At 62.9% G+C, this 22,192-nt stretch carries 22 protein-coding genes; 2 read left to right on the top strand and 20 right to left on the bottom strand.

Features of this window, described 5'->3' with window-relative positions; translation table 11 throughout:
* Positions 1 to 4 precede the first annotated feature (4 nt).
* The 14 genes from ACYQ2U_RS04145 to ACYQ2U_RS04080 form a co-directional block, all read right to left on the bottom strand.
* The gene (locus ACYQ2U_RS04145; RefSeq protein WP_459949062.1) at positions 5 to 2,086 is read right to left on the bottom strand and encodes an EAL domain-containing protein; all 2,082 of its coding nucleotides are present in this window, start codon (positions 2,084 to 2,086) and stop codon (positions 5 to 7) included.
* Complete coding sequence (locus ACYQ2U_RS04140) at positions 2,083 to 3,531, bottom strand: ATP-binding protein (RefSeq protein WP_459949061.1); 1,449 nt, start codon at positions 3,529 to 3,531, stop codon at positions 2,083 to 2,085. Before ACYQ2U_RS04140 ends, ACYQ2U_RS04145 begins: the two co-directional genes overlap by 4 nt.
* Before the next feature lie 93 nt (positions 3,532 to 3,624).
* A complete protein-coding gene (gene dmeF, locus ACYQ2U_RS04135; protein ID WP_459949060.1) occupies positions 3,625 to 4,584 on the bottom strand; it encodes a CDF family Co(II)/Ni(II) efflux transporter DmeF in 960 nt (319 codons plus the stop codon).
* A gap of 73 nt (positions 4,585 to 4,657) precedes the next feature.
* Complete coding sequence (iscX, locus tag ACYQ2U_RS04130; RefSeq protein WP_459949059.1) at positions 4,658 to 4,852, bottom strand: Fe-S cluster assembly protein IscX; 195 nt, start codon at positions 4,850 to 4,852, stop codon at positions 4,658 to 4,660.
* Positions 4,849 to 5,196, bottom strand: coding sequence for an ISC system 2Fe-2S type ferredoxin (gene fdx / locus ACYQ2U_RS04125; protein WP_459949058.1), 348 nt, complete (start codon positions 5,194 to 5,196; stop codon positions 4,849 to 4,851). The genes iscX and fdx overlap by 4 nt, the downstream gene beginning before the upstream one ends.
* 17 nt (positions 5,197 to 5,213) lie before the next feature.
* Positions 5,214 to 7,076 (bottom strand): Fe-S protein assembly chaperone HscA, encoded by a 1,863-nt coding sequence (gene hscA / locus ACYQ2U_RS04120; RefSeq protein WP_459949057.1) that lies wholly within the window; start codon positions 7,074 to 7,076, stop codon positions 5,214 to 5,216.
* Between the two features lie 130 nt (positions 7,077 to 7,206).
* Positions 7,207 to 7,737 (bottom strand): Fe-S protein assembly co-chaperone HscB, encoded by a 531-nt coding sequence (gene hscB / locus ACYQ2U_RS04115; RefSeq protein ID WP_459949056.1) that lies wholly within the window; start codon positions 7,735 to 7,737, stop codon positions 7,207 to 7,209.
* A gap of 4 nt (positions 7,738 to 7,741) precedes the next feature.
* Positions 7,742 to 8,062: an iron-sulfur cluster assembly protein IscA gene (gene iscA, locus ACYQ2U_RS04110; protein ID WP_459949055.1), complete on the bottom strand. Its 321-nt coding sequence runs from the start codon at positions 8,060 to 8,062 to the stop codon at positions 7,742 to 7,744.
* A gap of 21 nt (positions 8,063 to 8,083) precedes the next feature.
* The gene (iscU, locus tag ACYQ2U_RS04105) at positions 8,084 to 8,467 is read right to left on the bottom strand and encodes a Fe-S cluster assembly scaffold IscU (RefSeq protein ID WP_459949054.1); all 384 of its coding nucleotides are present in this window, start codon (positions 8,465 to 8,467) and stop codon (positions 8,084 to 8,086) included.
* Between the two features lie 10 nt (positions 8,468 to 8,477).
* On the bottom strand, positions 8,478 to 9,692 hold the full coding sequence (locus ACYQ2U_RS04100; RefSeq protein ID WP_459949053.1) for an IscS subfamily cysteine desulfurase: 1,215 nt from the start codon (positions 9,690 to 9,692) through the stop codon (positions 8,478 to 8,480).
* A gap of 28 nt (positions 9,693 to 9,720) precedes the next feature.
* Positions 9,721 to 10,878, bottom strand: a complete 1,158-nt coding sequence (locus ACYQ2U_RS04095) for a cysteine desulfurase family protein (protein ID WP_459949052.1) — start codon at positions 10,876 to 10,878, stop codon at positions 9,721 to 9,723.
* Between the two features lie 16 nt (positions 10,879 to 10,894).
* Entirely contained in the window at positions 10,895 to 11,395 is a 501-nt protein-coding gene (locus ACYQ2U_RS04090; protein WP_459949051.1) for a Fe-S cluster assembly transcription factor, read from the bottom strand.
* Between the two features lie 104 nt (positions 11,396 to 11,499).
* The gene (cysE, locus tag ACYQ2U_RS04085; RefSeq protein ID WP_459949050.1) at positions 11,500 to 12,252 is read right to left on the bottom strand and encodes a serine O-acetyltransferase; all 753 of its coding nucleotides are present in this window, start codon (positions 12,250 to 12,252) and stop codon (positions 11,500 to 11,502) included.
* An 80-nt stretch (positions 12,253 to 12,332) separates the two neighbouring features.
* Positions 12,333 to 14,549, bottom strand: coding sequence for a heavy metal translocating P-type ATPase (locus tag ACYQ2U_RS04080; RefSeq protein ID WP_459949049.1), 2,217 nt, complete (start codon positions 14,547 to 14,549; stop codon positions 12,333 to 12,335).
* A 75-nt stretch (positions 14,550 to 14,624) separates the two neighbouring features.
* Here ACYQ2U_RS04080 and ACYQ2U_RS04075 point away from each other — a divergent pair, with 75 nt between their 5' ends.
* Positions 14,625 to 15,035 (top strand): MerR family transcriptional regulator, encoded by a 411-nt coding sequence (locus ACYQ2U_RS04075; RefSeq protein WP_459949048.1) that lies wholly within the window; start codon positions 14,625 to 14,627, stop codon positions 15,033 to 15,035.
* Positions 15,036 to 15,054: 19 nt separating this feature from the next.
* Here ACYQ2U_RS04075 and ACYQ2U_RS04070 read toward each other — a convergent pair whose 3' ends face one another.
* The 3 genes from ACYQ2U_RS04070 to hemN are packed head-to-tail and all read right to left on the bottom strand — an operon-like array spanning position 15,055 to position 17,659.
* Positions 15,055 to 15,480 (bottom strand): universal stress protein, encoded by a 426-nt coding sequence (locus ACYQ2U_RS04070; protein ID WP_459949047.1) that lies wholly within the window; start codon positions 15,478 to 15,480, stop codon positions 15,055 to 15,057.
* 10 nt (positions 15,481 to 15,490) lie between these two features.
* Entirely contained in the window at positions 15,491 to 16,195 is a 705-nt protein-coding gene (locus ACYQ2U_RS04065; RefSeq protein ID WP_459949046.1) for a sulfite exporter TauE/SafE family protein, read from the bottom strand.
* 60 nt (positions 16,196 to 16,255) lie between these two features.
* Complete coding sequence (gene hemN, locus ACYQ2U_RS04060; protein WP_459949045.1) at positions 16,256 to 17,659, bottom strand: oxygen-independent coproporphyrinogen III oxidase; 1,404 nt, start codon at positions 17,657 to 17,659, stop codon at positions 16,256 to 16,258.
* On the opposite strand from hemN, the gene fnr reads away from it, so the two are divergent.
* The gene (gene fnr / locus ACYQ2U_RS04055; protein ID WP_459949044.1) at positions 17,647 to 18,486 is read left to right on the top strand and encodes a fumarate/nitrate reduction transcriptional regulator Fnr; all 840 of its coding nucleotides are present in this window, start codon (positions 17,647 to 17,649) and stop codon (positions 18,484 to 18,486) included. The genes hemN and fnr overlap by 13 nt on opposite strands.
* 7 nt (positions 18,487 to 18,493) lie before the next feature.
* On the opposite strand, the gene ACYQ2U_RS04050 is transcribed toward fnr, so the two are convergent.
* From ACYQ2U_RS04050 to ACYQ2U_RS04040, 3 genes are all read right to left on the bottom strand, one after another.
* Positions 18,494 to 18,892, bottom strand: coding sequence for a SirB2 family protein (locus ACYQ2U_RS04050; protein ID WP_459949043.1), 399 nt, complete (start codon positions 18,890 to 18,892; stop codon positions 18,494 to 18,496).
* Positions 18,893 to 19,001: 109 nt separating this feature from the next.
* Positions 19,002 to 20,246, bottom strand: coding sequence for a nitronate monooxygenase (locus ACYQ2U_RS04045; RefSeq protein ID WP_459949042.1), 1,245 nt, complete (start codon positions 20,244 to 20,246; stop codon positions 19,002 to 19,004).
* Positions 20,247 to 20,387: 141 nt separating this feature from the next.
* Positions 20,388 to 22,127: a PHA/PHB synthase family protein gene (locus ACYQ2U_RS04040; RefSeq protein WP_459949041.1), complete on the bottom strand. Its 1,740-nt coding sequence runs from the start codon at positions 22,125 to 22,127 to the stop codon at positions 20,388 to 20,390.
* Positions 22,128 to 22,192 lie beyond the last annotated feature (65 nt).

Raw genomic sequence — 22,192 nt, 5'->3', positions numbered from 1 at the left:
ATCCTCAGTCCGGCGGCGCCAGTTGGAAAAACGCCTGGCGGATGGTTTCCTTCAGCGCCTCGTCGTCCCAGGGCTTGGTCAGGTACTTCCACACCGCGCCCCGATTGATGGCATCGGTGACCGTGGCCAACTCCGTATAGCCCGAGAGGATGATGCGTATCGTGTTGGGGTAAAGACTGCGTACCCGGCTCATCAACTCGATGCCGCTCATGCCCGGCATGCGTTCGTCCGAAATCACCACCCAGACCGGCTCCCGGGCCAGGATCTCCAAGGCTTCCGCGCCGCTGGCGGCCGTCAGCACCCGGTAGTTCTCCCGGCGCAACAAACGACGCAGAGCGCTAAGCACATTCGGTTCATCGTCCACCAGCAGCAATGCCGGCAAATGGGCCTCCGGCGCGGACAGGCGCAGGCGCTTGCCGTCGCGCATCATGGCGGCCGCCTCGTCGGCGCTACAGGGCGGGCTGAACAAATAACCCTGGACCTCGTCGCACTCCTGGCGCCGCAAAAAGCGCAACTGGGCCTCGTCCTCCACCCCCATGGCCACGGTTTTCTTGCCCAGCTTGTGAGCCATGGCGATCATGGCCGACACAATGGAGGCATTGGTGGGGTTGGTCGCAACGTCCTCGATGAACAGCCGGTCGATCTTCAGGCGGTCCACGTCGAAGCGGGTCAGGTGCGCCAGGGAAGAGTAACCGGTGCCGAAGCCATCCAGGGACAGTTGCACGCCGAGGGCCCGCAGTCGGTCCACCATCAGGATCGAGCGGGTGGCGTCCCGCATCATCGCGCTCTCGCCCAACTCCAGCTCCACATGACGGGGCTCCACGCCGGTTTCCGCCAGCAGTTGGGCCATCAACCCCGGCAGATCGATCTGGTAGAGATTGCGCACCGACAAGTTGATGGACAGTTGCAGCCGTTGCCAGCCGGCCGCGTGCCACGCCTTCAGCTGATTCAACGCGGCCCGCAGCACCCATTCGCTGAGGGGCACGATGAGGCCGGTTTCCTCCGCCACGCCGATGAAGCGCGGTGGCGGGATCAAGCCCTTTTGCGGATGGTTCCAGCGCACCAGGGCTTCGAAGCCGACGATTTCGCCATCGTGCAGGCTCACCTTGGGCTGGTAGAGCAGCACCAACTCCTGGTGCTCGATGTCGCGCCGTAGTTCCAGGGGCAGGGTCAGCGTATCCAGGGCCTGGTCGCCCATGGCGGGATCGTAGTAGCGGTAGCGGTTGCCCCCCTCGCCCTTGGCCGCCAGCATGGCCAGGGCGGCATTGGCCAACAGGTGCTCGGCGTCGACGCCGTCGAGGGGATAACGGGCGATGCCGATGCTGGCGGTGAGAACGAAGGCATGGCCGGCCACGGTCATCGGCGCGCTGATCTCCGCCAACAAGCGGCTGGCGGTCTCGGCGCTGGCCAGGGGATCGACGTGGTTGCCCGGCAACACCACGATGAATTCGTCGCCCTCCACCCGGCCCACGGCGTCGTCGTGGCGCACGGCGCGGTGGATACGCTCCGCCACTTCGACCAGGATCTGATCGGTGACCCGCCGACCAAGGGACTCGGTGAGCCGGACGAAACCGTCCAGATCCACCGAGAGCAGGGCAAAGCCCCGACTCACCGGCTGGAAGCCGCGCAACAGGGCGCCCAGGCGCTCCATCATGGACGGCATGCTGGGCAAGCCGGTCAGGGCATCGAAAATCGCGGTACGCGGATGCTCGCCGGTGCCCTCCCAGAGGGAAAAGGCCTCGTCGATGATGGCGCTGAATCCGAGCAGGCGCCCCTGACCATCGTCCAGGGGCTGGATGAACAAGGACTCGCGCACGATGTCGCCGCTCTTGCGGCGGTTGAAAACCTCGCCCTTCCAGCTACGCCCCGCCAGGATCGCGGTCCACATCTCCTGAAAGGTGATCGCGGCGGTCAGGCCCGAGTGGAAAATGCGCGGCGTCTCGCCGATCAATTCCTCGGCACTGTAGCCGGAAGCTTCCTGGCGACGACGATTGGCATAACGGATACGACCGTCAACGTCGGTGACGATCATGCCGAAACCGCTTTGGTCCGCCAATTGGCGGAAGAAGGCGTCATCCAGGGTCATGGCGCGGTCTCCTCCCGGGTGGATCCCGTGGCCGGACCGGCCACCGGCAACCAGAGCCGGAAACGGGAGCCCTTGCCCGGTGCGCTTTCCAACTCGAAGTGCCCACCGTGCTTGTGCACGATGTCATAGGAAATGGACAAGCCCAGGCCCGTGCCCTTGCCCACCGGCTTGGTGGTGAAGAAGGGCTCGAACACCCGCTGCTGGACTTCCGGCGTCATGCCCTTGCCGGAGTCCTCCACCTCCACCCACACCCACGCACCATCGAGACCGCTACGCACGGCGATGTGGCCATGATCGTCGATGGACTGGGCGGCATTGACCAGCAGGTTCATGAACACCTGGTTCAGCTGGGCGGGCATGCAGCGCACCAGGGGTAAATCGCCGTAATCGCGGACCACCTCGGCCTTGTACTTGAGCTCGTTCCAGACCACGCTCAAGGTGCTTTCCATGCCCTTGTTGAGATCGGCCATCTGCCATTGGGCCTCGTCCACGTGGGAAAAATCCTTCAGGCTGACGACGATCTTGCGCACCCGGTCCAGGCCGTCCTGGGATTCCCGCAGCAGATCGGCAATGTCCTGACGCAGGAAGTCCAGGTCCATCTCCCGTCGCATGTCCTCCGTGGCCCGCCCTTCCTCCATGGCGTCGAGCAGATGTAGCAGGCGCTGCACATAAGTGCCCAGGGTGCCCAGATTGGAAGTGACGAACCCGATGGGGTTGTTGATCTCATGAGCCACCCCCGCCGCCAATTGGCCGATGGAGGCCATTTTTTCCGCCTGCAACAGCCGGCTCTGGGTTTGCTCCATCTTGCTCAAGGTGTTGCGCAGTTCCTGCTGTTCGGCCTGGAGCCGGGCATTGACCGCCGCCAGGTCGCGGGTGCGCTCGGCCACCATTGCTTCCAGATGGGCATTGCCCCGGATCAAGTCCTGGTTTTGCAGCGACAGCACCTGGTAAAGACTTTGCAGGGCCTGCAACAGGGCGGACGTGGCGCCATCCTGCTGGCCGGCCTCGGCCTCATAGGCCGCCGTCGGCGACTCCCCGCGCCGGATGCGGGCAATTTGCCGCGCCATCACCTGGTCCTCGCCCAGGATATGGAAGGAGAGCCAGGCCGCCAGGAAGCCCTGAATGCTGTCCGCCGGATGGCGCATGGATTCACGGGACTGCCACATCTGCATCGCCTGCTCGGCGAACGCCGCGTGGTGGCGGTGGTGGCTTTCCCGATAACGGGGGTCGAGACCTGCCTCCACCATCAACTGCTCCTCATCGGCAAAGTGGCGCAGGGAATGCTCGGCCAGTTGGCGAAACACCCATTGCAGCCGCTCCTCGCTACCGTCGCCAGCAGCCAGCAGGGTGCCCAACTCGTTGATCAGAGCCACCAATGCCCGATGCTGCTCGTCCACCTCGGACAAGCCGGTGTTGTAATGCGGGTCCCAGACGATGGCTGCCATGAATCTCCCCTGAACGGCCCTTCAGCGCTGGAAGGGCAAACTTATGAAGGGAGTATACGGAACCTGACCCGGCTCCAGCGCGGGGAAAACCCCTTAGGAATGGGCGCAGTAGTTCACTTCCACCGACAGGTGCACCAGTTCCTCATGCTCGGCCAAACGCTGGCGCACCTCGTCGGGACTGATGGTGACGCCGTGGCTGATAAGGCCGAGGATGGCCGCATAGTGGCCGCGCCCCACCCGCCACACGTGCAAATCGGCCACCTCCACCCCGACCCAGCCCGGATGATTGGCGACGGACTCCCGGATTTCGGCCACCAGGGGGGTGTCCATTTCGCAGTCCAGCAACACCCGCCCCGTTTCCAGCAGCAGTCCCTTGGCCCAGACCGCCACCAGCACCGCTCCCACCAGCCCCATCACCGGGTCGAGCCAGGTCCAGCCCCAGGCCATGCCCGCCCCCAGGGCGGCGATGGCCAGCACCGAAGTGGCGGCATCGGCCAGCACGTGCAGATAGGCGGCTTTGAGGTTGAGATCGCCATGGTGATGACTGCCATGGTGGTCGTGACTATGATCATGCCCATGATCGTGACCGTGATGATGACCGCCGCCATTCAGGATCAGGGCACAGACCAGGTTGACCACCAAGCCGATCACCGCCACCACGATAGCTTCGCCGAAATGGATGGGCTCTGGCACCAGCAGGCGCTCCACCGAACCCCATACCATGGCCGCCGCCACCAGCAACAGGAACAGGGCGCTGACGAAACCCGCCAGTACCTCGATCTTCCAGGTGCCGAAGGCAAAGCGCTGGTCCCGGGCGTAGCGCCGGGCGGCGGCATAGGCGAAGGCCGACAGGCCGATGGCCAGGGCATGGGAGCTCATGTGCCAGCCGTCCGCCAGCAACGCCATGGAATTGAAGGCCCAACCGGCGGCGATTTCCACCGCCATCATCACCAGGGTGATGATCAGCACCCGACGGGTGCTGCGCTCGGCAGCCACCGTATCGCCGACGAATTGGTGGTCGTGGTTCCAGAGGGAATGGTCGTGCTTGTTCATGGCGTAAAGGTAACAAGAAAAAGGGCGATTCGCCGAATCGCCCTTGCGATGCAATAACCGAGCCGTTTTCGGGCTATTCCAGTTCGTCGATCCAGGTCTGCTGGATGGCTTCGAGGATTTTTTCGCCGCAGTGCTTGGGGTCGTCGTTGAACTCGGGCAGGGCCATGACCCAGTTCATCAGGTCAACGAAATTGATCTTGGTCGGGTCCGCTTCGGGATGGGCCTCGATCAGAGCCAGGGTAACGTCCAGGGTGTCGGTCCATTTCATTTCCGTCCCCCTCCTTCCTTCGCCATGTTGATGGTGTATTTGGGAATCTCGATAGTGAGCGGGGTCTCGGCCACCACGGCCTGGCAGGATAGGCGGGATTGGGGCTCCAGGCCCCAGGCCTTGTCCAGCAGGTCGTCCTCGGTTTCCTCGGCCGGGGTCAGGGAGTTGTAGCCCTCGCGCACGACCACGTGACAGGTGGTGCAGGCGCAGGACTGCTCACAGGCATGCTCGATGTGGATGTCGTTTTCCAGCAGGGCGTTGCAGATGGTGGTGCCCGGCGCGGCGTCGATGACGGCGCCATCGGGACACAACTCCCAGTGGGGGAGGACGATGATTTGGGTCATGGCGGGATTTCCTTGCCTTACAGTTCGGTGACGTTCTTGCCCGCCAGGGCCCGCTGCACGCTTTGGTTCATGCGGCGGGCGGCGAATTCCTCGGTGGCCTTGGACAGGGCGCTCATGGCTTCGTCGACGGCGCGGCGATCATCGCCGATCATGACGGACTGAAGCTTGGTGATGGCGGCATCGACGCCCTTGCGTTCGGCATCGTCGAGCAAATGGGCGTCCTCCTTGAGGGCGGACTGGGTGGCCTCGATCAGGCGCTGAGCCTCGACCTGGGCCTCGCGCAAGGCGCGGCGGAAGGCATCGTCGGCGGCGTGGCTCATGCCGTCCTTGAGCATGGCGGCGATTTCGTCGTCGGACAGGCCGTAGCTGGGCTTGACCTCCACGTGGGCCTCGACGCCCATGGTCTGCTCGCGGGCCGAGACGGACAGCAAGCCGTCGGCATCCACCTGGAAGGTAACCCGGATGCGCGCCGCGCCGGCCACCATGGCAGGCATGCCGCGCAGTTCGAAACGGGCCAAGCTGCGGCAGTCGGACACCAGTTCGCGCTCGCCCTGCACCACGTGCACCGCCATGGCGGTCTGGCCGTCCTTGAAGGTGGTGAAGTCCTGGGCGCGGGCCACGGGAATGGTGGAGTTGCGCGGGATGATTTTTTCCACCAGGCCGCCCATGGTTTCCAGGCCCAGGCTGAGGGGAATCACATCCAACAGCAGCCAGTCGTCTCCCGCCGCCCGGTTGCCCGCCAGCAGGTTGGCCTGGGTGGCGGCACCGAGAGCCACCACCTTGTCTGGATCCAGATTGTTGAGGGGGTCCTGGCCGAAGTACTCGGCCACGGCACGCTGGATCTGCGGCATGCGGGTGGAGCCGCCCACCATGACCACGCCCTTCACTTCATCCACGCCCAGGCCGGCGTCACGCAAGGCCTTCTTGACCGGCGCCAGGGTTTTTTGCACCAGGGTGCGGGTGATCTCGGTGAAAATCTCGGTGGTCAGCACCAGGTCCACGTATTCATTGCTGCCGAGCTTGACGGTGATCGGCGCCTCGGCGCGATTGGTCAGAGTTTCCTTGGCCTCGCGGGCCTTGGTTAGCAACAGGCGGGCATCCTGGGGCGACAGGGGGGCCAGCTTGGCCTGTTCGATGATCCAGCAAAACACCCGTTGGTCGAAGTCGTCGCCGCCCAGAGCGGAGTCGCCGCCGGTGGACAGCACCTCGAACACGCCCTTGGACAGGCGCAGGATGGAAATGTCGAAGGTGCCGCCGCCCAGGTCGTACACGGCGTAGATGCCCTCAGCACCGTTGTCCAGGCCATAGGCGATGGCGGCGGCGGTAGGTTCGTTGAGCAGGCGCAGCACGTTGAGGCCGGCCAGCTTGGCCGCATCCTTGGTGGCCTGGCGCTGGGCGTCGTCGAAATAGGCGGGCACGGTGATGACGGCGCCGGTGAGCTCGCCGCCGAGGGCGGACTCGGCCCGCTGACGCAACACCCGCAGGATGTCGGCGGAGATTTCCACCGGGCTCTTCACGCCCTGGTGGGTGCGCAATTTGACCATGCCCGGTGCATCAACGAAATCGTAGGGCATGGACTCGATGTGGGCGATGTCCTTGCGACCCCGGCCCATGAAACGCTTGACGGAAACAATGGTGTTCTTCGGGTCCTTGGCCTGGCGGGCCTGGGCGTCGTAGCCCACCACCACGCCGCCGTCGGCTTCGTAGCGCACCACGGAAGGCAGCAGGGAGCGCCCCTGTTCATCCTTGAGCACCGCGGCCATGCCGCTGCGCACCGTGGCCACCAGGGAGTTGGTGGTACCCAGATCGATGCCGACGGCAAGACGATGTTCGTGGGGGGCGGCCGATTGCCCCGGTTCGGCGATTTGCAGCAATGCCATGTTGTTTAAGGCAGAGACTAGGGACTGGGGACTCGGGGCTAGGGAAAATCAACGAGCGTTTCACGCCCATGGAAATCCCCTGTATCGCTCCCTAGTCTCCAGCCTCTAGCCCCTCCCAATGTCCTTTCATTCAGGCGCCCACCACTTCCAGGGCGTCGTCGATTTCCTGCAACAGCTTTTCCTGAAACATCAATTGCCGCACCCGCTGCGCGGCGGCAGCGTAGTCCCGCTGTTCGTCGATGTCCCGGCCCAGGGCCAGGTGCTGCTCCTTGATTTCCCGGCGCAGGCGGCCGTGGAGGTCCTCCAGCAGTTCACCGTTGCGTTCCACCCGGGCGTCGGACACGGCTTCGCGCAGTTCCATCTGCTCCATGAGGAAGTCCACCGGCATGGCGGTGTTGTCTTCCACCCGAGGATCGTGGCCGGCCAGATGCAGCAAATAGCGCGCCCGAGCCAGGGGCTGCTTGAGGGTCTGGTAGGCCTCGTTGGCCTGGCTGGCCCATTGCATGGCGCGACGCTTGTCGGGCTCGGGCAGGTGGGCGTGCTTGTCGGGATGAACCTTGGCCTGTAGCTCGCGGTAGCGCTGTTCGAGCAGGGCGGAATCCAGGGCGAAGCCCTGGGGCAGGCCGAACAGGGCGAAATGGTCCCTGTTGAATTCGCTCATGGGCCTAGACCTGGAAGCTTTCGCCGCAGCCGCATTGGTCCTTCACATTGGGGTTGTTGAACTTGAAGCCCTCGTTCAATCCTTCCTTGGTGTAGTCCAGTTCGGTGCCGTCCAGGTAGGGCAGGCTCTTGGGATCCACCAGCACCTTGAGGCCATGGCTGTCGAAAACAATGTCATCGCCTTCGGCGCTGTCGGCGAACTCCAGCTTATAGGCCATGCCGGAACAGCCGGAAGTCTTGACGCCGAGGCGCACGCCGATGCCCTTGCCACGCTTGGCGAGGAAGTTGGACACGTGCTTGGCGGCGCTTTCGGACAGGGTAATCATGGTGAACTCCTTTGCGGATACTCAGGCGCTGTGTTTTTTCTTGTAGTCGGCCACGGCGGCCTTGATGGCGTCCTCGGCCAGGATCGAGCAGTGGATTTTAACCGGCGGCAGGGCCAGCTCCTCGGCGATCTGGGTGTTCTTGATGTCCAGAGCCTGGTCCACGGTCTTGCCCTTGACCCACTCGGTCACCAGGGACGAGGAGGCGATGGCGGAACCGCAGCCGTAGGTCTTGAACTTGGCGTCCTCGATCACGCCGTCCTTGCCCACCTTGATCTGCAACTTCATCACGTCGCCGCAGGCGGGGGCGCCCACCATGCCGGTACCGACATCTTCGGAGTCCTTGTCCAGGGCGCCGACGTTGCGGGGGTTTTCGTAGTGGTCGATGACTTTTTCGCTATAGGCCATGTTGTTCTCCTTAGTGGGCTGCCCACTGCACGGTGTTGAGGTCGATACCTTCCTTGAACATTTCCCACAGGGGAGAGAGTTCGCGCAGTTTGGTCAACTTTTCCTGCAAGTGGCTGACGGTGTAATCAATCTCTTCCTCGGTGGTGAAGCGGCCGATGGAAAAGCGGATAGAGCTGTGGGCCAGTTCGTCGGAGCGGCCCAGGGCGCGCAGCACGTAGGAAGGCTCCAGGGAGGCGGAGGTGCAGGCGGAGCCGGAGGACACGGCCACGTCCTTGATGGCCATCATCAGGGACTCGCCCTCGACGAAGTTGAAGCTGACGTTGAGGTTGTGGGGCACGCGCTGTTCCAGGTCGCCGTTCACATAGACTTCCTCGATCTGTTGGATGCCCTTCAACAGCTTGTCGCGCAGCATGCGGATGCGTTCGTTCTCGGTAGCCATTTCTTCCTTGGCCAGACGGAAGGCCTCGCCCATGCCGACGATCTGGTGGGTGGGCAGAGTGCCGGAGCGCAGGCCGCGCTCATGGCCGCCGCCGTGCATCTGGGCCTCCAGGCGGATGCGGGGCTTGCGGCGCACGTAGAGGGCACCGATGCCCTTGGGACCGTAGGTCTTGTGGGCGCTGAAGGACATCAGGTCCACCTTCAACTCATTCAGGTCGATGGGCATCTTGCCGGTGGCCTGGGCCGCATCCACGTGGAAGATGGTGCCGTTGGCACGGCAGATCTCGCCGAACTCGGCGATGGGCTGGATCACGCCGATTTCATTATTCACCGCCATGATGGAAGCCACCACGGTGTCGGGGCGCAGGGCGGCCTTGAACTGCTCGACGCTGATCAGGCCGTCCTCGCCCGGTTGCAGATAGGTCGCCTCGAAGCCCTGGCGTTCCAGTTCCTTTACGGTATCCAGCACGGCCTTATGCTCGGTGGCCACGGTGACGATGTGCTTGCCCTTGGTGGGGCCGTAGAAGTGGGCGGCACCCTTGATGGCGAGGTTGTTGGATTCGGTGGCGCCGGAGGTCCACACGATGTCCTTGGCATCGGCACCCACCAGAGCGGCCACGTGGGCACGGGCCTCTTCCACGGCGGCCTCGGCTTCCCAGCCATAGGCGTGGGAACGGGAAGCAGGATTGCCGAAGTGCTCGGTGAGCCAGGGGATCATCTTTTCAGCGACCCGGGGATCCACCGGCGTGGTGGCGGAGTAGTCGAGGTAGATCGGAAACTTGAGCATTGCAAAACTCCTGAGTAAATCTTGGGGCTCACACCGCCAGGGCGGTGAGCCGTTTCAGTTGAGCGACGGTGGCGGACAGCGCCGCGAGGAAATCGTTGATCTGGGCCGCGTCATTGGCCGCCCCCAGGCTGACCCGCACGGCGCCCCGGGCCAGGCCGGCGGGCACGCCCATGGACAGCAGCACGTGGGACGGCTCGGGATTGGCGCTGGAACAGGCGGCACCGCTGGCCACGGCGAAACCGGCCCGGTCCAGCTTGGCCACCAGGGTTTCCCCGTCCAGGTCGGGAAAGGCGAAGTACGTAGTGTTGGGCAGGCGCGCCACGCCAGCACCGAAAATGGTCGCCCCCTGGGCCAGCAGGCCCTGCTCCAGGCTTTCGCGCAGGGTCGTCAGGCGGGCTTGCTTGGTCTCCAGGTCGGCCACGGCCAATTCGCAGGCGATGCCGAAACCGACGATGGCCGGCACGTTCTCGGTTCCGGACCGCAGGCCCCGTTCATGACCGCCACCGGAAATCAAAGACTCGAGTTCGACGCGCTTGTCCAGCACCAGGGCGCCAGCCCCCTTGGGACCGCCGACCTTGTGGGCGGAGAGGGTCAGGCCATGCACACCGGCGGCATTGAGACGGCGGAAATCCAGGGGAATCTTGCCCAGGGCCTGCACGCCATCGCTATGGAACCAGGCCCGGCTCGGCTTGGCCTGCTCGGCGAGAAACGCCACGTCCTGGACCACGCCGGTTTCGTTGTTGGCCGCCATGACCGACACCAGGGCCGGACGCTGCTCCAACAGGGCGGCGTAGTCCGCCTCCAGCACCCGGCCGGCGGCATCGACGCCGATCTCGTGCATCAACCAGCCCTTGCGTTGCAGCAGTTTGGCCGGTTCCCGCACGCAGGGGTGCTCGACGGCGGACACCGCCGCCAGTCCGGGCTTGAGGCAAGCCGCCGCCCCCTTGAGGAACAGGTTGTTGGCCTCGGAACCGCCACTGGTGAACACGACTTCGGTGGGATGGGCCCCCACCGCCGCAGCCACCCGCTGACGTGCCTCGTCCACCGCCTTGCGCGCCGCACGACCGTATTCATGGCGGCTGGAGGCGTTGCCGTAGCGCACGTCGAAGTACGGCAGCATCGCTTCCAGCACCGCCGGCAGGACCGGGGTGGTGGCGTTGTGATCGAGGTAAACAGGGGCGAACATGGCCTTGGCCCGGTATTCAGGCGGCGACGCGGATCTCGGTACGACGCACGGTGCGGCGGGCGGGACGCTGATCGTGGAGCACGGCCACGGGGGCCTCGACGCCGGTAGCGGCGCGCTGCTCGCGCACCTGGTCGCCGAGGGAGACGGAGCCCAGGTATTCGTACATCTTTTCATTCAGCGTGGACCACAGCTTGTGGGTCATGCAGGGCATCTGCTCGCCGTCGCAGTCACCCTTGCCGCCGCAGGAGGTGGCATCGAGCACTTCATCCACGGCGCGGATGATGTCGGCGATGGAAATGGTGTCGGCCTCCCGGGACAGGCAATAGCCGCCACCGGGGCCGCGAACGCTGGAGACCAGCTTGGCCCGGCGCAGTTTGCCGAACAGCTGTTCCAGGTAGGAAAGGGAAATGTGCTGACGCTCGCTAATACCGGCCAAGGTGACCGGCCCTTCGTGCTGGCGCAGGGCCAGGTCGATCATCGCGGTTACGGCGAAACGTCCTTTGGTTGTCAGTCTCATGGTCCACCTCTCTCTGGTGTTGGGATTACCGGTTGGGGGAAAGCAGCAATTACCTGATCAATTCAGTCGGGATTATCGCATCCCGACAAAATCAGTCAACTAATTTAGTCGACGATCTTGGAAATGGACCGGGGATCGAACTTGTCCGCCGTGGCCGCTTCGTCTTCCACCGACACCCCAGCCCGCTCCAGTTGTTCCAGCAGATGGGCAATGCGCCGGTCGGTTTCCACCGCGTGGTCGAGCAGACCATGGATGGCCTTGCTCATGGGGTCGTCTTCCATGCGGCTGACGCCATAGGCGGAAAAGCCCATCTGGTTGGCCTTGGCCTCCCGCGCCTGGTCGCGACCGGGATCGATGATGCGGGCGGGAATGCCCACGGCGGTGGCACCGGGCGGCACGTCGCGCACCACCACGGCGTTGGACCCCACCTTGCCCTCACGACCGACGATGATGGGACCCAGCACCTTGGCACCGGCGCCGACGACGACGCCATCCTCCAGGGTGGGATGGCGCTTGCCCTTGACCCAGGAGGTACCGCCCAGGGTGACGCCGTGGTAAAGGGTGCAATCGTCGCCGATCTGGGCAGTTTCACCGATGACCACACCCATGCCGTGGTCGATGAAAAAGCGGCGGCCGATGGTGGCGCCGGGATGGATTTCGATGCCGGTGAACCAGCGCGCCCAGTGGGACAGCCAACGCGCCAGCCAGCGCAGCCGGGCCTGCCAAAGGCGGTGGGCAATGCGGTGCAGCAACAGGGCGTGGAGCCCCGGATAACAGGTCAGCACCTCCCAGGTGGTTCGGGCCGCAGGATCGCGCGCAAAAACGCTGGCGATATCTTCACGCAAACGGTCGAACACGGAAAAACCCCCGGGGAAAATGGTTAATAAGGGGCGAATTATAGCGCCCGCCCAGGAAAAACCGAGTACGACAGTCGGGATTACAACGTGGCGCCGGGCGCCTTCCAGCGCCGCAGCAGCAGCGAATTGCTGACCACGGAGACCGAGCTCATGGCCATGGCGGCTCCCGCCACCACCGGATTGAGCAGGCCGAAGGCGGCCAGGGGAATGCCCAGCACGTTGTAAATGAAGGCGAAGAACAGGTTCTGCCGAATCTTGCGCAACGTGGCCCGGGACAGGGAAATAGCGTCGGCCACGCTGCCCAGGTCGTTGCGCATCAGGGTGATGTCCGCCGCTTCCATGGCCACGTCGGAGCCGGCGCCCATGGCAAAGCTCACATCTGCTGCCGCCAGGGCCGGGGCATCGTTGATGCCGTCGCCGGCCATGCCGGTGAAGCGGCCCTCGCTCCGCAGCTTGTCGATGGCCTTGGCCTTGTCGGCAGGCAGCACCTCAGCTTCGAAACGCTCGACGCCAGCCTGGCGGGCAATGGCCGCCGCCGTACCAGCGTTGTCACCGGTGAGCATGACCACCGCAACGCCCTGGGCCTGCAACTGGGCCACGGCGCGACGGGAGCTTTCCCGCAGCGGGTCGGCAATGCCGATCACCCCCAACAGGCGCTGCCCGGTCGCCAGGGCGACGATGCTGCGCCCGGCTCCTTGCAGTTCAGCAATACGCTGCTCGGGCAAAACCACGCCCTGGGCCTTGAGCCAGGCCGGCGAACCGGCCAGCAAGGGTATCCCGGCCACGGTACCAGCCAAGCCCCGCCCGGCCTCCGTGCGAGTATCGGTGGGGGTTACCAACACCAGGCCCTCAGCCCGGGCACGGGCCACGATGGCCACGGCCAGGGGGTGGGTGGAAGCCTGCTCCAGGCTGGCCGCCAGGCGCAGCAGATCGGCTTCGCTGCCGTCCAGGGCAATCAGGTCCGTCACGGCGGGGGCGCCCTGGGTCAGGGTGCCGGTTTTATCGACCGCCAACACCTGGAGCTTTTCCGCCAGCTCCAGGGCCTCGGCATTGCGAATCAGGATGCCGGCCCGGGCGCCCAGGCCGGTGCCCACCATGATGGCGGTGGGCGTGGCCAAGCCCAAGGCGCAGGGACAGGCAATGACCAGCACGGCTACGGCGTTGATCAGGGCGGCGCTGAAATCGCCCTGCACCAGCCACCAGCCGAGAAAAGTGAGTAGCGCCACGGAACACACCGCCGGCACGAACACGGCCGCGATGCGGTCCGCCAGCCGCTGCACGGGCGCCTTGGAGCCCTGGGCCTGCTCCACCAGGCGGATGATGCTGGACAGCAGGGTATGGCCGCCGACACCGGTCGCCTTGCAGCGCAGGAGGCCGTCGCCGTTGGTGGTGGCCGCAAACACCTTGCTGCCCTCGCCCTTAACCACAGGCAGGCTTTCGCCGGTCAGCATGGCCTCGTTGAGATGGCTGTTGCCTTCCAGCACTTCGCCGTCCACCGGCACACTTTCGCCGGGCCGCACCACGAACACGTCGCCGGGGATCAGGGCCGCCACGGGTACCTCTGCCAACTGGCCGTCGCGCTCAATGCGGGCGGTCTGGGGCTGCAAACGCACCAGGGCTTCGATGGCGCCGGAGGTACGGGCTTTGGCCCGGGCTTCGAGGATCTTGCCGAGCAGGATCAGGGTGATCACCGTGGCCGAGGCTTCAAAATAAACATGCTGATCGTGGAGGCCCAGCACCGTGACCACGGTGCTGAACAACCAGGCCATCGAGGTGCCCAACGCCACCAGCACGTCCATGTTGCCGCTGCCGCCCTTGAGGGCATACCAGGCACCCACGTAGTAGCGGCTGCCGATCCAGAACTGCACTGGCGTGGCCAGCAGCAATTGCAGCCAGCGCGGCAGGGGTTCATGGCCCATGGCACCACCGCCCATACCGAACATGTAGAACATCTGCCCCAGCAATGGCAGGGTCAGCAGGGCGGAGATCAGGAAGGCCCTGCGTTCCTCACGGTAGTAGGCCTCGCGTCTTGCCTTCTCTTCCGCCCGGCTGTTGTCGGTGACCAACAGGGCGTGATAACGACCCGAGGCTTCCACAGCAGCCACCATGGCTGCCGGTTGCACTTGATCGCTGTAATAACGAACATGGGCTTTTTCCGCGGCGAAATTGACCACGGCCTCGACGCCGGGCAATTCGTTGAGAGTCTTCTCCACCCGGGCGGCGCAGTTGGAACAGGTCATGCCCGTCAGGGCCAGTTCGCAGGTTTGCAGAGAGGGTGCGGTTTCGGCAAGGGACATGACTGTCTCCGGGTCAGCAGGAACGTTGGCAATAAAGGGAGTCTAAACTCTGTACCTCAGTACGGAGTCAACCCCATGCCATCACAAGCAAAACCCATGACCATCGGCACCCTGGCCAAGACGAGCGGCCTAGGCGTGGAAACCATCCGCTTCTACCAGCGCAAGGGCCTACTGGCCGTGCCGGACAACCGCGAGGGTTATCGCACTTACGACAAGGACCACGTGGAGCGTCTGCGCTTCATCCGCCGGGCCCAGGCGGTAGGTTTCACTCTGGAGGAGACGGCGGAATTGCTGCGCCTCAACGACACCCGGGACCACGCGTTGGCCCGTTCCCTGGCCCAGGAGAAAATCGGTCAGATCGAACAGCGCATTGCGCAGCTACAAACCATGGCCGACGCCTTGAAGCACCTGGTGCATGAGTGCCAGCACGGTGCGGCGGGCATGCCCTGCCCCATCATCCGCCTGTCCCTGGCGGAGGCGGATTAATGGATCAACTCACGGGTTGTCAGCGGTTCAGCATGACCGGCACGTGGGCCAGGTGCAACACCTTGCCGGCCACGGAGCCCAGCACGGCCGTCGCTACTGCGCCGCGACCATGGCTGCCCATGCAGATCAGACCGCAGTCCAGTTGCTGGGCCTGATGCACGATCACTTCGGCGGGGTGGCCGACGTGGATGTGGGGCGTGGCCGTCAAGCCGGCGCCTGCCAACAAGGCCAAGGCCGGCGCCAGGATGGCGTCGCCCTCTTCCCGATAATGTTTGTCCAGGGTTTCCTTGCTCACGTGCTTCAAGGCCAATCCCACGGGAACGGGCGCATGGACGTGCAACAAGTGGATTTCAGGGTGGCCGCGGAACCAGCGCACGTGCTCGATCAGCCCCTGGACGGCGCGCAGGGAAGCCTCGGAACCATCGACTGCCAGCAGGATTTTCACTTATTCGTCCTCAAACGTAACAGACCACACCTTGCCACAACATGCGGCCCAGGTTGGGGGCATTGAACAAACCGAACACACCGAAAGCCAGCACCAGCAGGCCCGACAGGGTGCGCACCAGGGGTGCCTGGGCAACACGGCGGAAACGGGCCAACAGCACTCCCGCCAACAGCAGATTGGGCAGGGTCCCCAGGCCGAAGGCCAACAAAGTCGCCGCACCGCGCCCGGCGGAGCCGCTCATCAGGGCCGTGGCCAGCACGCTGTAGACCAGGCCGCAGGGCAGAAAACCCCATAGCACGCCGAGGGGAAAGGCCTGGGCGACGCCGCGCACGGGCAGGAAGCGACGGGTGACCGGTTGGATGCGCTGCCACAACCATTGCCCCCCTCGCTCCACGGCCGCCAGACTGCGAGTAAAGCCCACCAGATACAAGCCCAGGGCCACCAACATCAGGTTGGCCGCCACGTACAAACCCAGTTGTATGGGCAGCCAGCCATTGAGCAGCAGGCCCAGGCTGCCGATGAAGCCCATCGCCGCACCGGCCAACACATAGCTGGAAATGCGTCCCAGGTTGTAGGCCAGATGCAGGGACCAGGCAGGCTTCTGGCCGGGAAGTTGGACGGTCAGGGCGGACACGATGCCGCCGCACATGCCGACGCAGTGGGTGCCGCCCAGCAGGCCGATCAGGAAGACGGCGAGAAAGCCGGAGTCAGGCATGGATCGATTCAGGGAAAAACATGGGATGGGATTATCCCATCCCCGGGGATGGAAAATCCCTTAAATCACCTTCGAGTACTTGACCTGCTCGCGGGCTTCCCGCAGATAACGGTCGAAGGCCATGGCAATGACACGCACCAACATACGGCCCTTGGGCAACACGGAAATCCACTGATCGTTGATTTCCAGCAAACCGGCCTCTTCCATTTCCTTGAGGCTTTCCAGCTCCACCGCGAAATATTCGCGGAACTTGATCAGGTGGGCGATCTCGATGGACTCGATGGACAGCTCGAAGTGGCACATCAAGGCCTGGATGATGGAACGGCGCAGCAGGTCGTCGGACGTCAACTCCAGGCCGCGCATAATGGGCAGCACGTTGTTGTCGAGGGCCGCGTAATACTCTTCCAGGGTGCGGAAATTCTGGCTATAGGTGGGGCCGACCTTGCCGATGGAAGACACGCCAAACGCCAGCAAATCAGCTTCGGCGTAGGTCGAATAGCCCTGGAAGTTCCGATGCAGGCGCCCCTGGCGCTGCGCCACGGCCAACTCGTCGTCGGGCTTGGCAAAGTGGTCCATGCCGATAAAGACGTAACCGGCCTCGGTCAAACGCCGAATGGCCAATTGCAGAATCTGCATCTTGGCATCGGCGGAGGGCAAGTCGGCTTCGTTGATACGCCGCTGGGGCTTGAAGTGACCGGGCAAATGGGCGTAGTTGTAGATGGACAGGCGATCTGGCGACAGCTTGATCACCTCGTCCAGGGTCCGGTTGAAACTGATGACGTTTTGCTTGGGCAGGCCGTAGATCAAATCCACGGAAACCGACTTGAAGCCGAACTCACGGGCGGAATCGATGACGAGCTTGGTTTCCTCGATGGACTGGATGCGGTTGACGGCTGCCTGCACCTCGGGCTCAAAATCCTGAACCCCTACGCTCATACGGTTGAAGCCCTGCTCGGCCAGCAGGCGGACATTGTCCCGGTCCACCTTGCGGGGATCCACTTCGATGGAGTACTCGCCGTCGGGCAGCAGGTTGAAGTGGCTGCGGATCAGGTCCATCAGGCCGATGGTTTCCTCCCGGGAAAGGAAGGTCGGCGTACCGCCACCCCAATGCAATTGCACCACGTCGCGGGAGCCTCCCAGGACGGCGGTCTGCATGGCAAACTCCTTGGCAAGATACTCGATGTACTTGGCGGAACGGGAGTGGTCCTTGGTGATGATCTTGTTGCAACCGCAGTAATAGCAGATCGTATTACAGAAGGGGATGTGCACGTATAATGACAAGGGACGGCTGACAGCCCCGACTTCATTGTCAGCACGCCTAGCCAACCAATTTGCATAGGCCTTCGCATCGAAAGTCTCTACAAAACGGTCGGCAGTGGGGTAAGAGGTATAGCGCGGCCCGCTGATGTCGAAACGACGAATGATCTGCGGGTCAAAAACGAAATCTTGAAATGTACTTTGCATGGGCCCTATCCTGCGAGTGCATAAGATGCCTGAACGGCACGGACGTCACTTTGACACAGATCAAACGACAACCGAACCCCAATACCAGTGGCGAAGCCAAGGTTATCCCGTTGACCTTGAACACGCTGAAGGTCGCATGCTCGCAATGCAACCTTCAGGAGTTGTGTCTTCCCCTGGGCTTGTCGGAAACGGAGCTGGGCCGGCTGGATACGCTGATCGGCGCCCGGCGCAAAATCAAGCGAGGCCAGCACCTCTACCGCGCCGGAGAAAACTTCGAGGCGATCTACGCCATCAAGACCGGCTTCTTCAAGACCGACGTGCTACTGGAGGATGGTCGCGACCAAGTGACCGGCTTCCAGATGGCGGGCGAGTTGCTGGGCATGGATGGCATCAGCAGCGAGGCGCACACCTGCAATGCCGTGGCCCTGGAGGACAGCGAGGTCTGTCTGATCCCCTTCAATCAACTGGAAGAACTGTCCAGCGAGATTCGCACGCTGCAACGCCACTTCCATAAGGTCATGAGCCGCGAGATCGTGCGCGACCATGGGGTCATGATGCTGCTCGGCTCCATGCGCGCCGAGGAACGTCTCGCGGCGTTTTTGCTCAACCTCTCCCAGCGCTTCATGGCCCGGGGTTATTCCTCGACGGAATTCCATTTGCGCATGACCCGCGAGGAAATCGGCTCCTATCTGGGCTTGAAGCTGGAAACCGTCAGTCGAGCTTTTTCCCACTTCCAGGACGCGGGCTTGATCGGCGTCCAACAAAAACACATCCGCATCCTGGACGGCGACGGCCTCAAGCGCCTGCTCAACCACCCACCGGCCTAGTGTCCAATCAGCGCAGCGCCAGCAGGAACCCCCAGGGGCTCTTGCTGAGGGCCACCGACACGATATACGCCGCCACGACCAGGGCCCCCAACCAGCAGGCGACACGAAGGGGCTTGGAGGCGACGAGGCGGAACGACGCAATCCCCAAACCGATATAAAGCAGCAGGGCCAGCACCTTCGCCGTGACCCAGGGGGCAACGAAGGGATATTGTTCCGTCGCCAGCGACAACCCCGCCGCTGCCAGGAGCAACAACGCATCGTTGCTGTCGATCAAGCGCCGGACCCACGGTCTGGACGGCAGCGAGGAACCGGACAACAAGAGCAGGCCACGACTGAAAAACCCGAGAATGCTGATCACCGCGCAGGTGACGTGCAGGGGCTTCAAAAACAGATAATAGTCAGCCATGGGCGGATGACCTCGAGTCCAAGCCGATCAGAACCAGGGGCTTGGTATTGTTCGACGCTAAGCCAAGGCTACGTCCCGATGGATGGAAGAACAACCGGGACGGGCCGATTCAGGGCAGAGCGATCTGATGGTCCTTGCTGAGCAGATAGTCATTGAAAATGTGCTCAGCCGTGAGAATCTCGTAATCGCCGTTGGGCAACTTGCGGGTGGTGTCCTTGAGGCGGTAAGTGTAATGGCCGCAGGTCCAGCAATCGAAATTCCGCATGTGGGTACACAGACAGGTCTTGTCCATGACATGAACCTTGCGGGCATCGGGATGCAGGGCGACTTCGCGGTTATAGGCCTCGATATAGGAACAGGAGCCATTGCCGTCCAACAGATAGCCGTAGGCCTCGCAGTTGGGGCGGATACCATCACCGATGGCCGGGCTGTTTTTCAGCATCCGCATGGGGTAGCCGGTAGGGGAAATCGTATTGACCTCGATGTCCTCTTCATTGGCCTTGAAGTACTCCTGCTGCACGCGCTCGGGCAGACCGCACTCCTTGGCCACGGTAAAGCGCGTGGCAACCTGCACGGCGGCAGATCCATTTTCCAAAAAGGAAACGGCATCGCTGCCCGTGAAAATACCCCCGGCGGCAATCAGGGGAATATCCAAATGCTCTTGCTGCAACCACGCGTGAATTTCGGTGACGATGGTTTGCAGGTTGTACTTTTTCCAGTCCTCCAGGCCGAAACCCAGATGGCCACCCGCCAAAGGCCCCTCAATCACGATGAAGTCCGGCAAGCGGTTGAGTTTGACGTTCTTGCGCAGGAACAACTGCAACGCCCGCAGGGACGACACAATGATGCCCAGCTTGGCATCGCGGAAACGCGGGTTGTCCTCCATCAGGGCAAACGACCCCAGGTGCAATCCGGCCGACAGGGTAATGCCATCAATGCCGGCATCCAGCGCGGCATTCAAGCGGACCCGCAGCGTGTCCTTGGGGCCGTTCATGGTCAGCTTTTCCATGCAGTTGATAAAGATCATGCCTTCGCCACGCTTGGCTTCCATGGTCTTCCCCACATGCATGCGGGTCGCTTCTGCCAACTGCCCCAAGTCGAATTGGACGGCTGACTTATCCGTATTGGCGACGTTGAACTTGTACTGCTTGAGCTTTTCCTTGACGAAGTGTGTCTTGAACCGACGATCGGCAACCGTGGGCACCATGGCGTCGGAAATGTGGCCGACACCGCCTAATCGGGCAGCCTCCAATGCGAGTTCCGCCGTGGAAATGTCCACCCCCATGCCACCGATCATGATGGGCACCACTTCCCGCTTACCGAACTTCAGGCGGAAATCATCCACACACTTCATTGCATCCCCTTGGCCCTCGTGGGGCAGTCAGAGCCAGAGCGGCCCCGGAAAAAGGCGTAATGATAGCCGATCTGCCTCTGTTTCCGGGCGTTTTGTCCCCTCTTTCCCCGGTCTATGGGCATAAACCCGGCGGACAAATTCTCACGGCTCCACCACATAGGTTCCCGGTGCATCCGCCAGGGCGGGATAGCGCTTGCTATCGACCGCCGGCGGGGACTCAAGGGCACCCGAACGGGGTCGCAGCCATGCCACCCAATCCTCCCACCAGGATCCTTTTTGATGGGCGGCGGTTTCCTTCCAGGCCTCGGGCGTGTGATGCCGTTCCACCCCACCGACCCAGAACTCCCGCTTGGGCGGATTGACGACAGGATTGACGATACCCAGGATATGGCCTGAGGAGGAAAGCACAAAGCGCTTGTCCCCGGCAACGAAATTGTTGATCCTGAATGCCTGCCGCCAAGGCGCGATATGGTCGTCCTCGGCTGCCACGGCATAGGTCGGCTGGCAGATCTGCTCCAGATCGATCGGCTCGCCGGCAAGGGTCAAGGCGTTCTTCTTGATGAGATTGTTTTCCAGATAGAACTCCCGCAAATACCAGCTGTGCATCGTCGCAGGCATGCGGGTGGTGTCCATGTTCCAGTAAAGCACATCAAAAGCGGGGGGCTTTTCCCCATAGAGGTAACCATGCACCACGTAGTGCCAGATCAGGCTGTTGGAACGCAGCAGACGGAAACTGGCGGCCATTTCCTTGCCGTCGAGATAGCCTTTCCGCTTCATGGACTCGGTTAGCCAATCCACCGTGCTCTTGTCGAGGAATACCTCGATATCGCCAGGCTTGTGGTAATCCACCAGGGTGGTGAAGAAGGTGGCGCTCGCGACCGGCATCGCATCTTTGGCGTAGTGCCGATTAGCCCAGGCCATGTAGGTCGCCAAGGCTGCGCCGCCGATGCAATAGCCAACGGCATTGACCTGATCGCTCCCGCTCTGCTCCCGGGCCACGGTGAATGCCTGGTCCAGCCCTTCAATCAAGTAATCCTCGAAGGTCACATCGCTCATGGATGCGCCGGGATTCTTCCAACTGGTGATGTAGACATCGAACCCCTGGTCCAGGAGAAACTTCACCATGCTCTTGCGGGCATTCAGATCGAGAATGTAAAACTTGTTGATCCAAGGCACCACGATCACCAAGGGAACACGGTGCACCTTGGCTGCCGTCGGCGTGTAGTGAATCAGTTCCAGCAAGCGATTCCGGAAAATCACCTTGCCCGGCGTGGTCGCCAGGTTCGTGCCAACATGGAAGTCCTCGGTCGTCGTCATCCTGACGGTCCCCGCCTGGAGATCGTCGAAGAAGTTGCGCATGCCGTTCATCAAACTGCCGCCATTCGTCTCGGCAGCCAGCCGCAAGGCCACTGGATTGGTCAACAGAAAATTTGTCGGGGCGATGGCATTGAGCCACTTACGCCACCAGAATGCCGCGCGCCGCCTATCCTTGTTGGACAAGCCCGGCGTCTCGTAAAGCATGTCCTGGATATGCCGCGTGAGGGTCAGGTACCACTCCTTGGTGATGTCCCAAGTGGGCGATGCCGTCCATACCGGATCAACAAAGCGCGTGTCATCGGGATTCGGGGCCACCACATCCTGGCTTTCCACGCCCCAGGCACGGCGCCAGGAGTGTTGTTGCAAATCCCAGATTTTCTGCGTCAGGACACCCAGTGCCTGGGACAGCTCCTGGGGATGGGATAGCCAAGCCAATTGGGAATGCAGCAGTGGCGTTGCCATCCCCATCGGGTCCACCTGGGACTCGATGGTCGACTTGACGTTGCGAAAAACGTCCTGCGGATTAAGAAGCGGAACATTATGGACCGGATTTTTCTTTGCCATCACACATCCTCGCGATCATGCATCTTCGAACATCTTACCCTTGGCATCGGTTCCCGTATGGACCT

Source organism: Denitratisoma sp. agr-D3 (assembly GCF_054658675.1).
Note: the sequence above shows the minus strand (reverse complement) of the source record. Positions and strands in the feature narration are given on the sequence as shown.

What these genes read in the sequence shown, in the direction of transcription:
- ACYQ2U_RS04065 (WP_459949046.1), bottom strand. Translation starts at nt 16,195, where the DNA reads ATGCCTGACTCCGGCTTTCTCGCCGTCTTCCTGATCGGCCTGCTGGGC.
- ACYQ2U_RS04040 (WP_459949041.1), bottom strand. Translation starts at nt 22,127, where the DNA reads ATGGCAAAGAAAAATCCGGTCCATAATGTTCCGCTTCTTAATCCGCAG.
- ACYQ2U_RS04050 (WP_459949043.1), bottom strand. Translation starts at nt 18,892, where the DNA reads ATGGCTGACTATTATCTGTTTTTGAAGCCCCTGCACGTCACCTGCGCG.
- ACYQ2U_RS04075 (WP_459949048.1), top strand. Translation starts at nt 14,625, where the DNA reads ATGCCATCACAAGCAAAACCCATGACCATCGGCACCCTGGCCAAGACG.
- iscA (WP_459949055.1), bottom strand. Translation starts at nt 8,062, where the DNA reads ATGATTACCCTGTCCGAAAGCGCCGCCAAGCACGTGTCCAACTTCCTC.
- ACYQ2U_RS04100 (WP_459949053.1), bottom strand. Translation starts at nt 9,692, where the DNA reads ATGCTCAAGTTTCCGATCTACCTCGACTACTCCGCCACCACGCCGGTG.
- iscX (WP_459949059.1), bottom strand. Translation starts at nt 4,852, where the DNA reads ATGAAATGGACCGACACCCTGGACGTTACCCTGGCTCTGATCGAGGCC.
- fnr (WP_459949044.1), top strand. Translation starts at nt 17,647, where the DNA reads ATGTACTTTGCATGGGCCCTATCCTGCGAGTGCATAAGATGCCTGAAC.
- hemN (WP_459949045.1), bottom strand. Translation starts at nt 17,659, where the DNA reads ATGCAAAGTACATTTCAAGATTTCGTTTTTGACCCGCAGATCATTCGT.
- ACYQ2U_RS04145 (WP_459949062.1), bottom strand. Translation starts at nt 2,086, where the DNA reads ATGACCCTGGATGACGCCTTCTTCCGCCAATTGGCGGACCAAAGCGGT.
- ACYQ2U_RS04045 (WP_459949042.1), bottom strand. Translation starts at nt 20,246, where the DNA reads ATGAAGTGTGTGGATGATTTCCGCCTGAAGTTCGGTAAGCGGGAAGTG.
- dmeF (WP_459949060.1), bottom strand. Translation starts at nt 4,584, where the DNA reads ATGAACAAGCACGACCATTCCCTCTGGAACCACGACCACCAATTCGTC.
- iscU (WP_459949054.1), bottom strand. Translation starts at nt 8,467, where the DNA reads ATGGCCTATAGCGAAAAAGTCATCGACCACTACGAAAACCCCCGCAAC.
- fdx (WP_459949058.1), bottom strand. Translation starts at nt 5,196, where the DNA reads ATGACCCAAATCATCGTCCTCCCCCACTGGGAGTTGTGTCCCGATGGC.
- ACYQ2U_RS04095 (WP_459949052.1), bottom strand. Translation starts at nt 10,878, where the DNA reads ATGTTCGCCCCTGTTTACCTCGATCACAACGCCACCACCCCGGTCCTG.
- ACYQ2U_RS04140 (WP_459949061.1), bottom strand. Translation starts at nt 3,531, where the DNA reads ATGGCAGCCATCGTCTGGGACCCGCATTACAACACCGGCTTGTCCGAG.
- ACYQ2U_RS04080 (WP_459949049.1), bottom strand. Translation starts at nt 14,549, where the DNA reads ATGTCCCTTGCCGAAACCGCACCCTCTCTGCAAACCTGCGAACTGGCC.
- hscB (WP_459949056.1), bottom strand. Translation starts at nt 7,737, where the DNA reads ATGAGCGAATTCAACAGGGACCATTTCGCCCTGTTCGGCCTGCCCCAG.
- hscA (WP_459949057.1), bottom strand. Translation starts at nt 7,076, where the DNA reads ATGGCATTGCTGCAAATCGCCGAACCGGGGCAATCGGCCGCCCCCCAC.
- ACYQ2U_RS04090 (WP_459949051.1), bottom strand. Translation starts at nt 11,395, where the DNA reads ATGAGACTGACAACCAAAGGACGTTTCGCCGTAACCGCGATGATCGAC.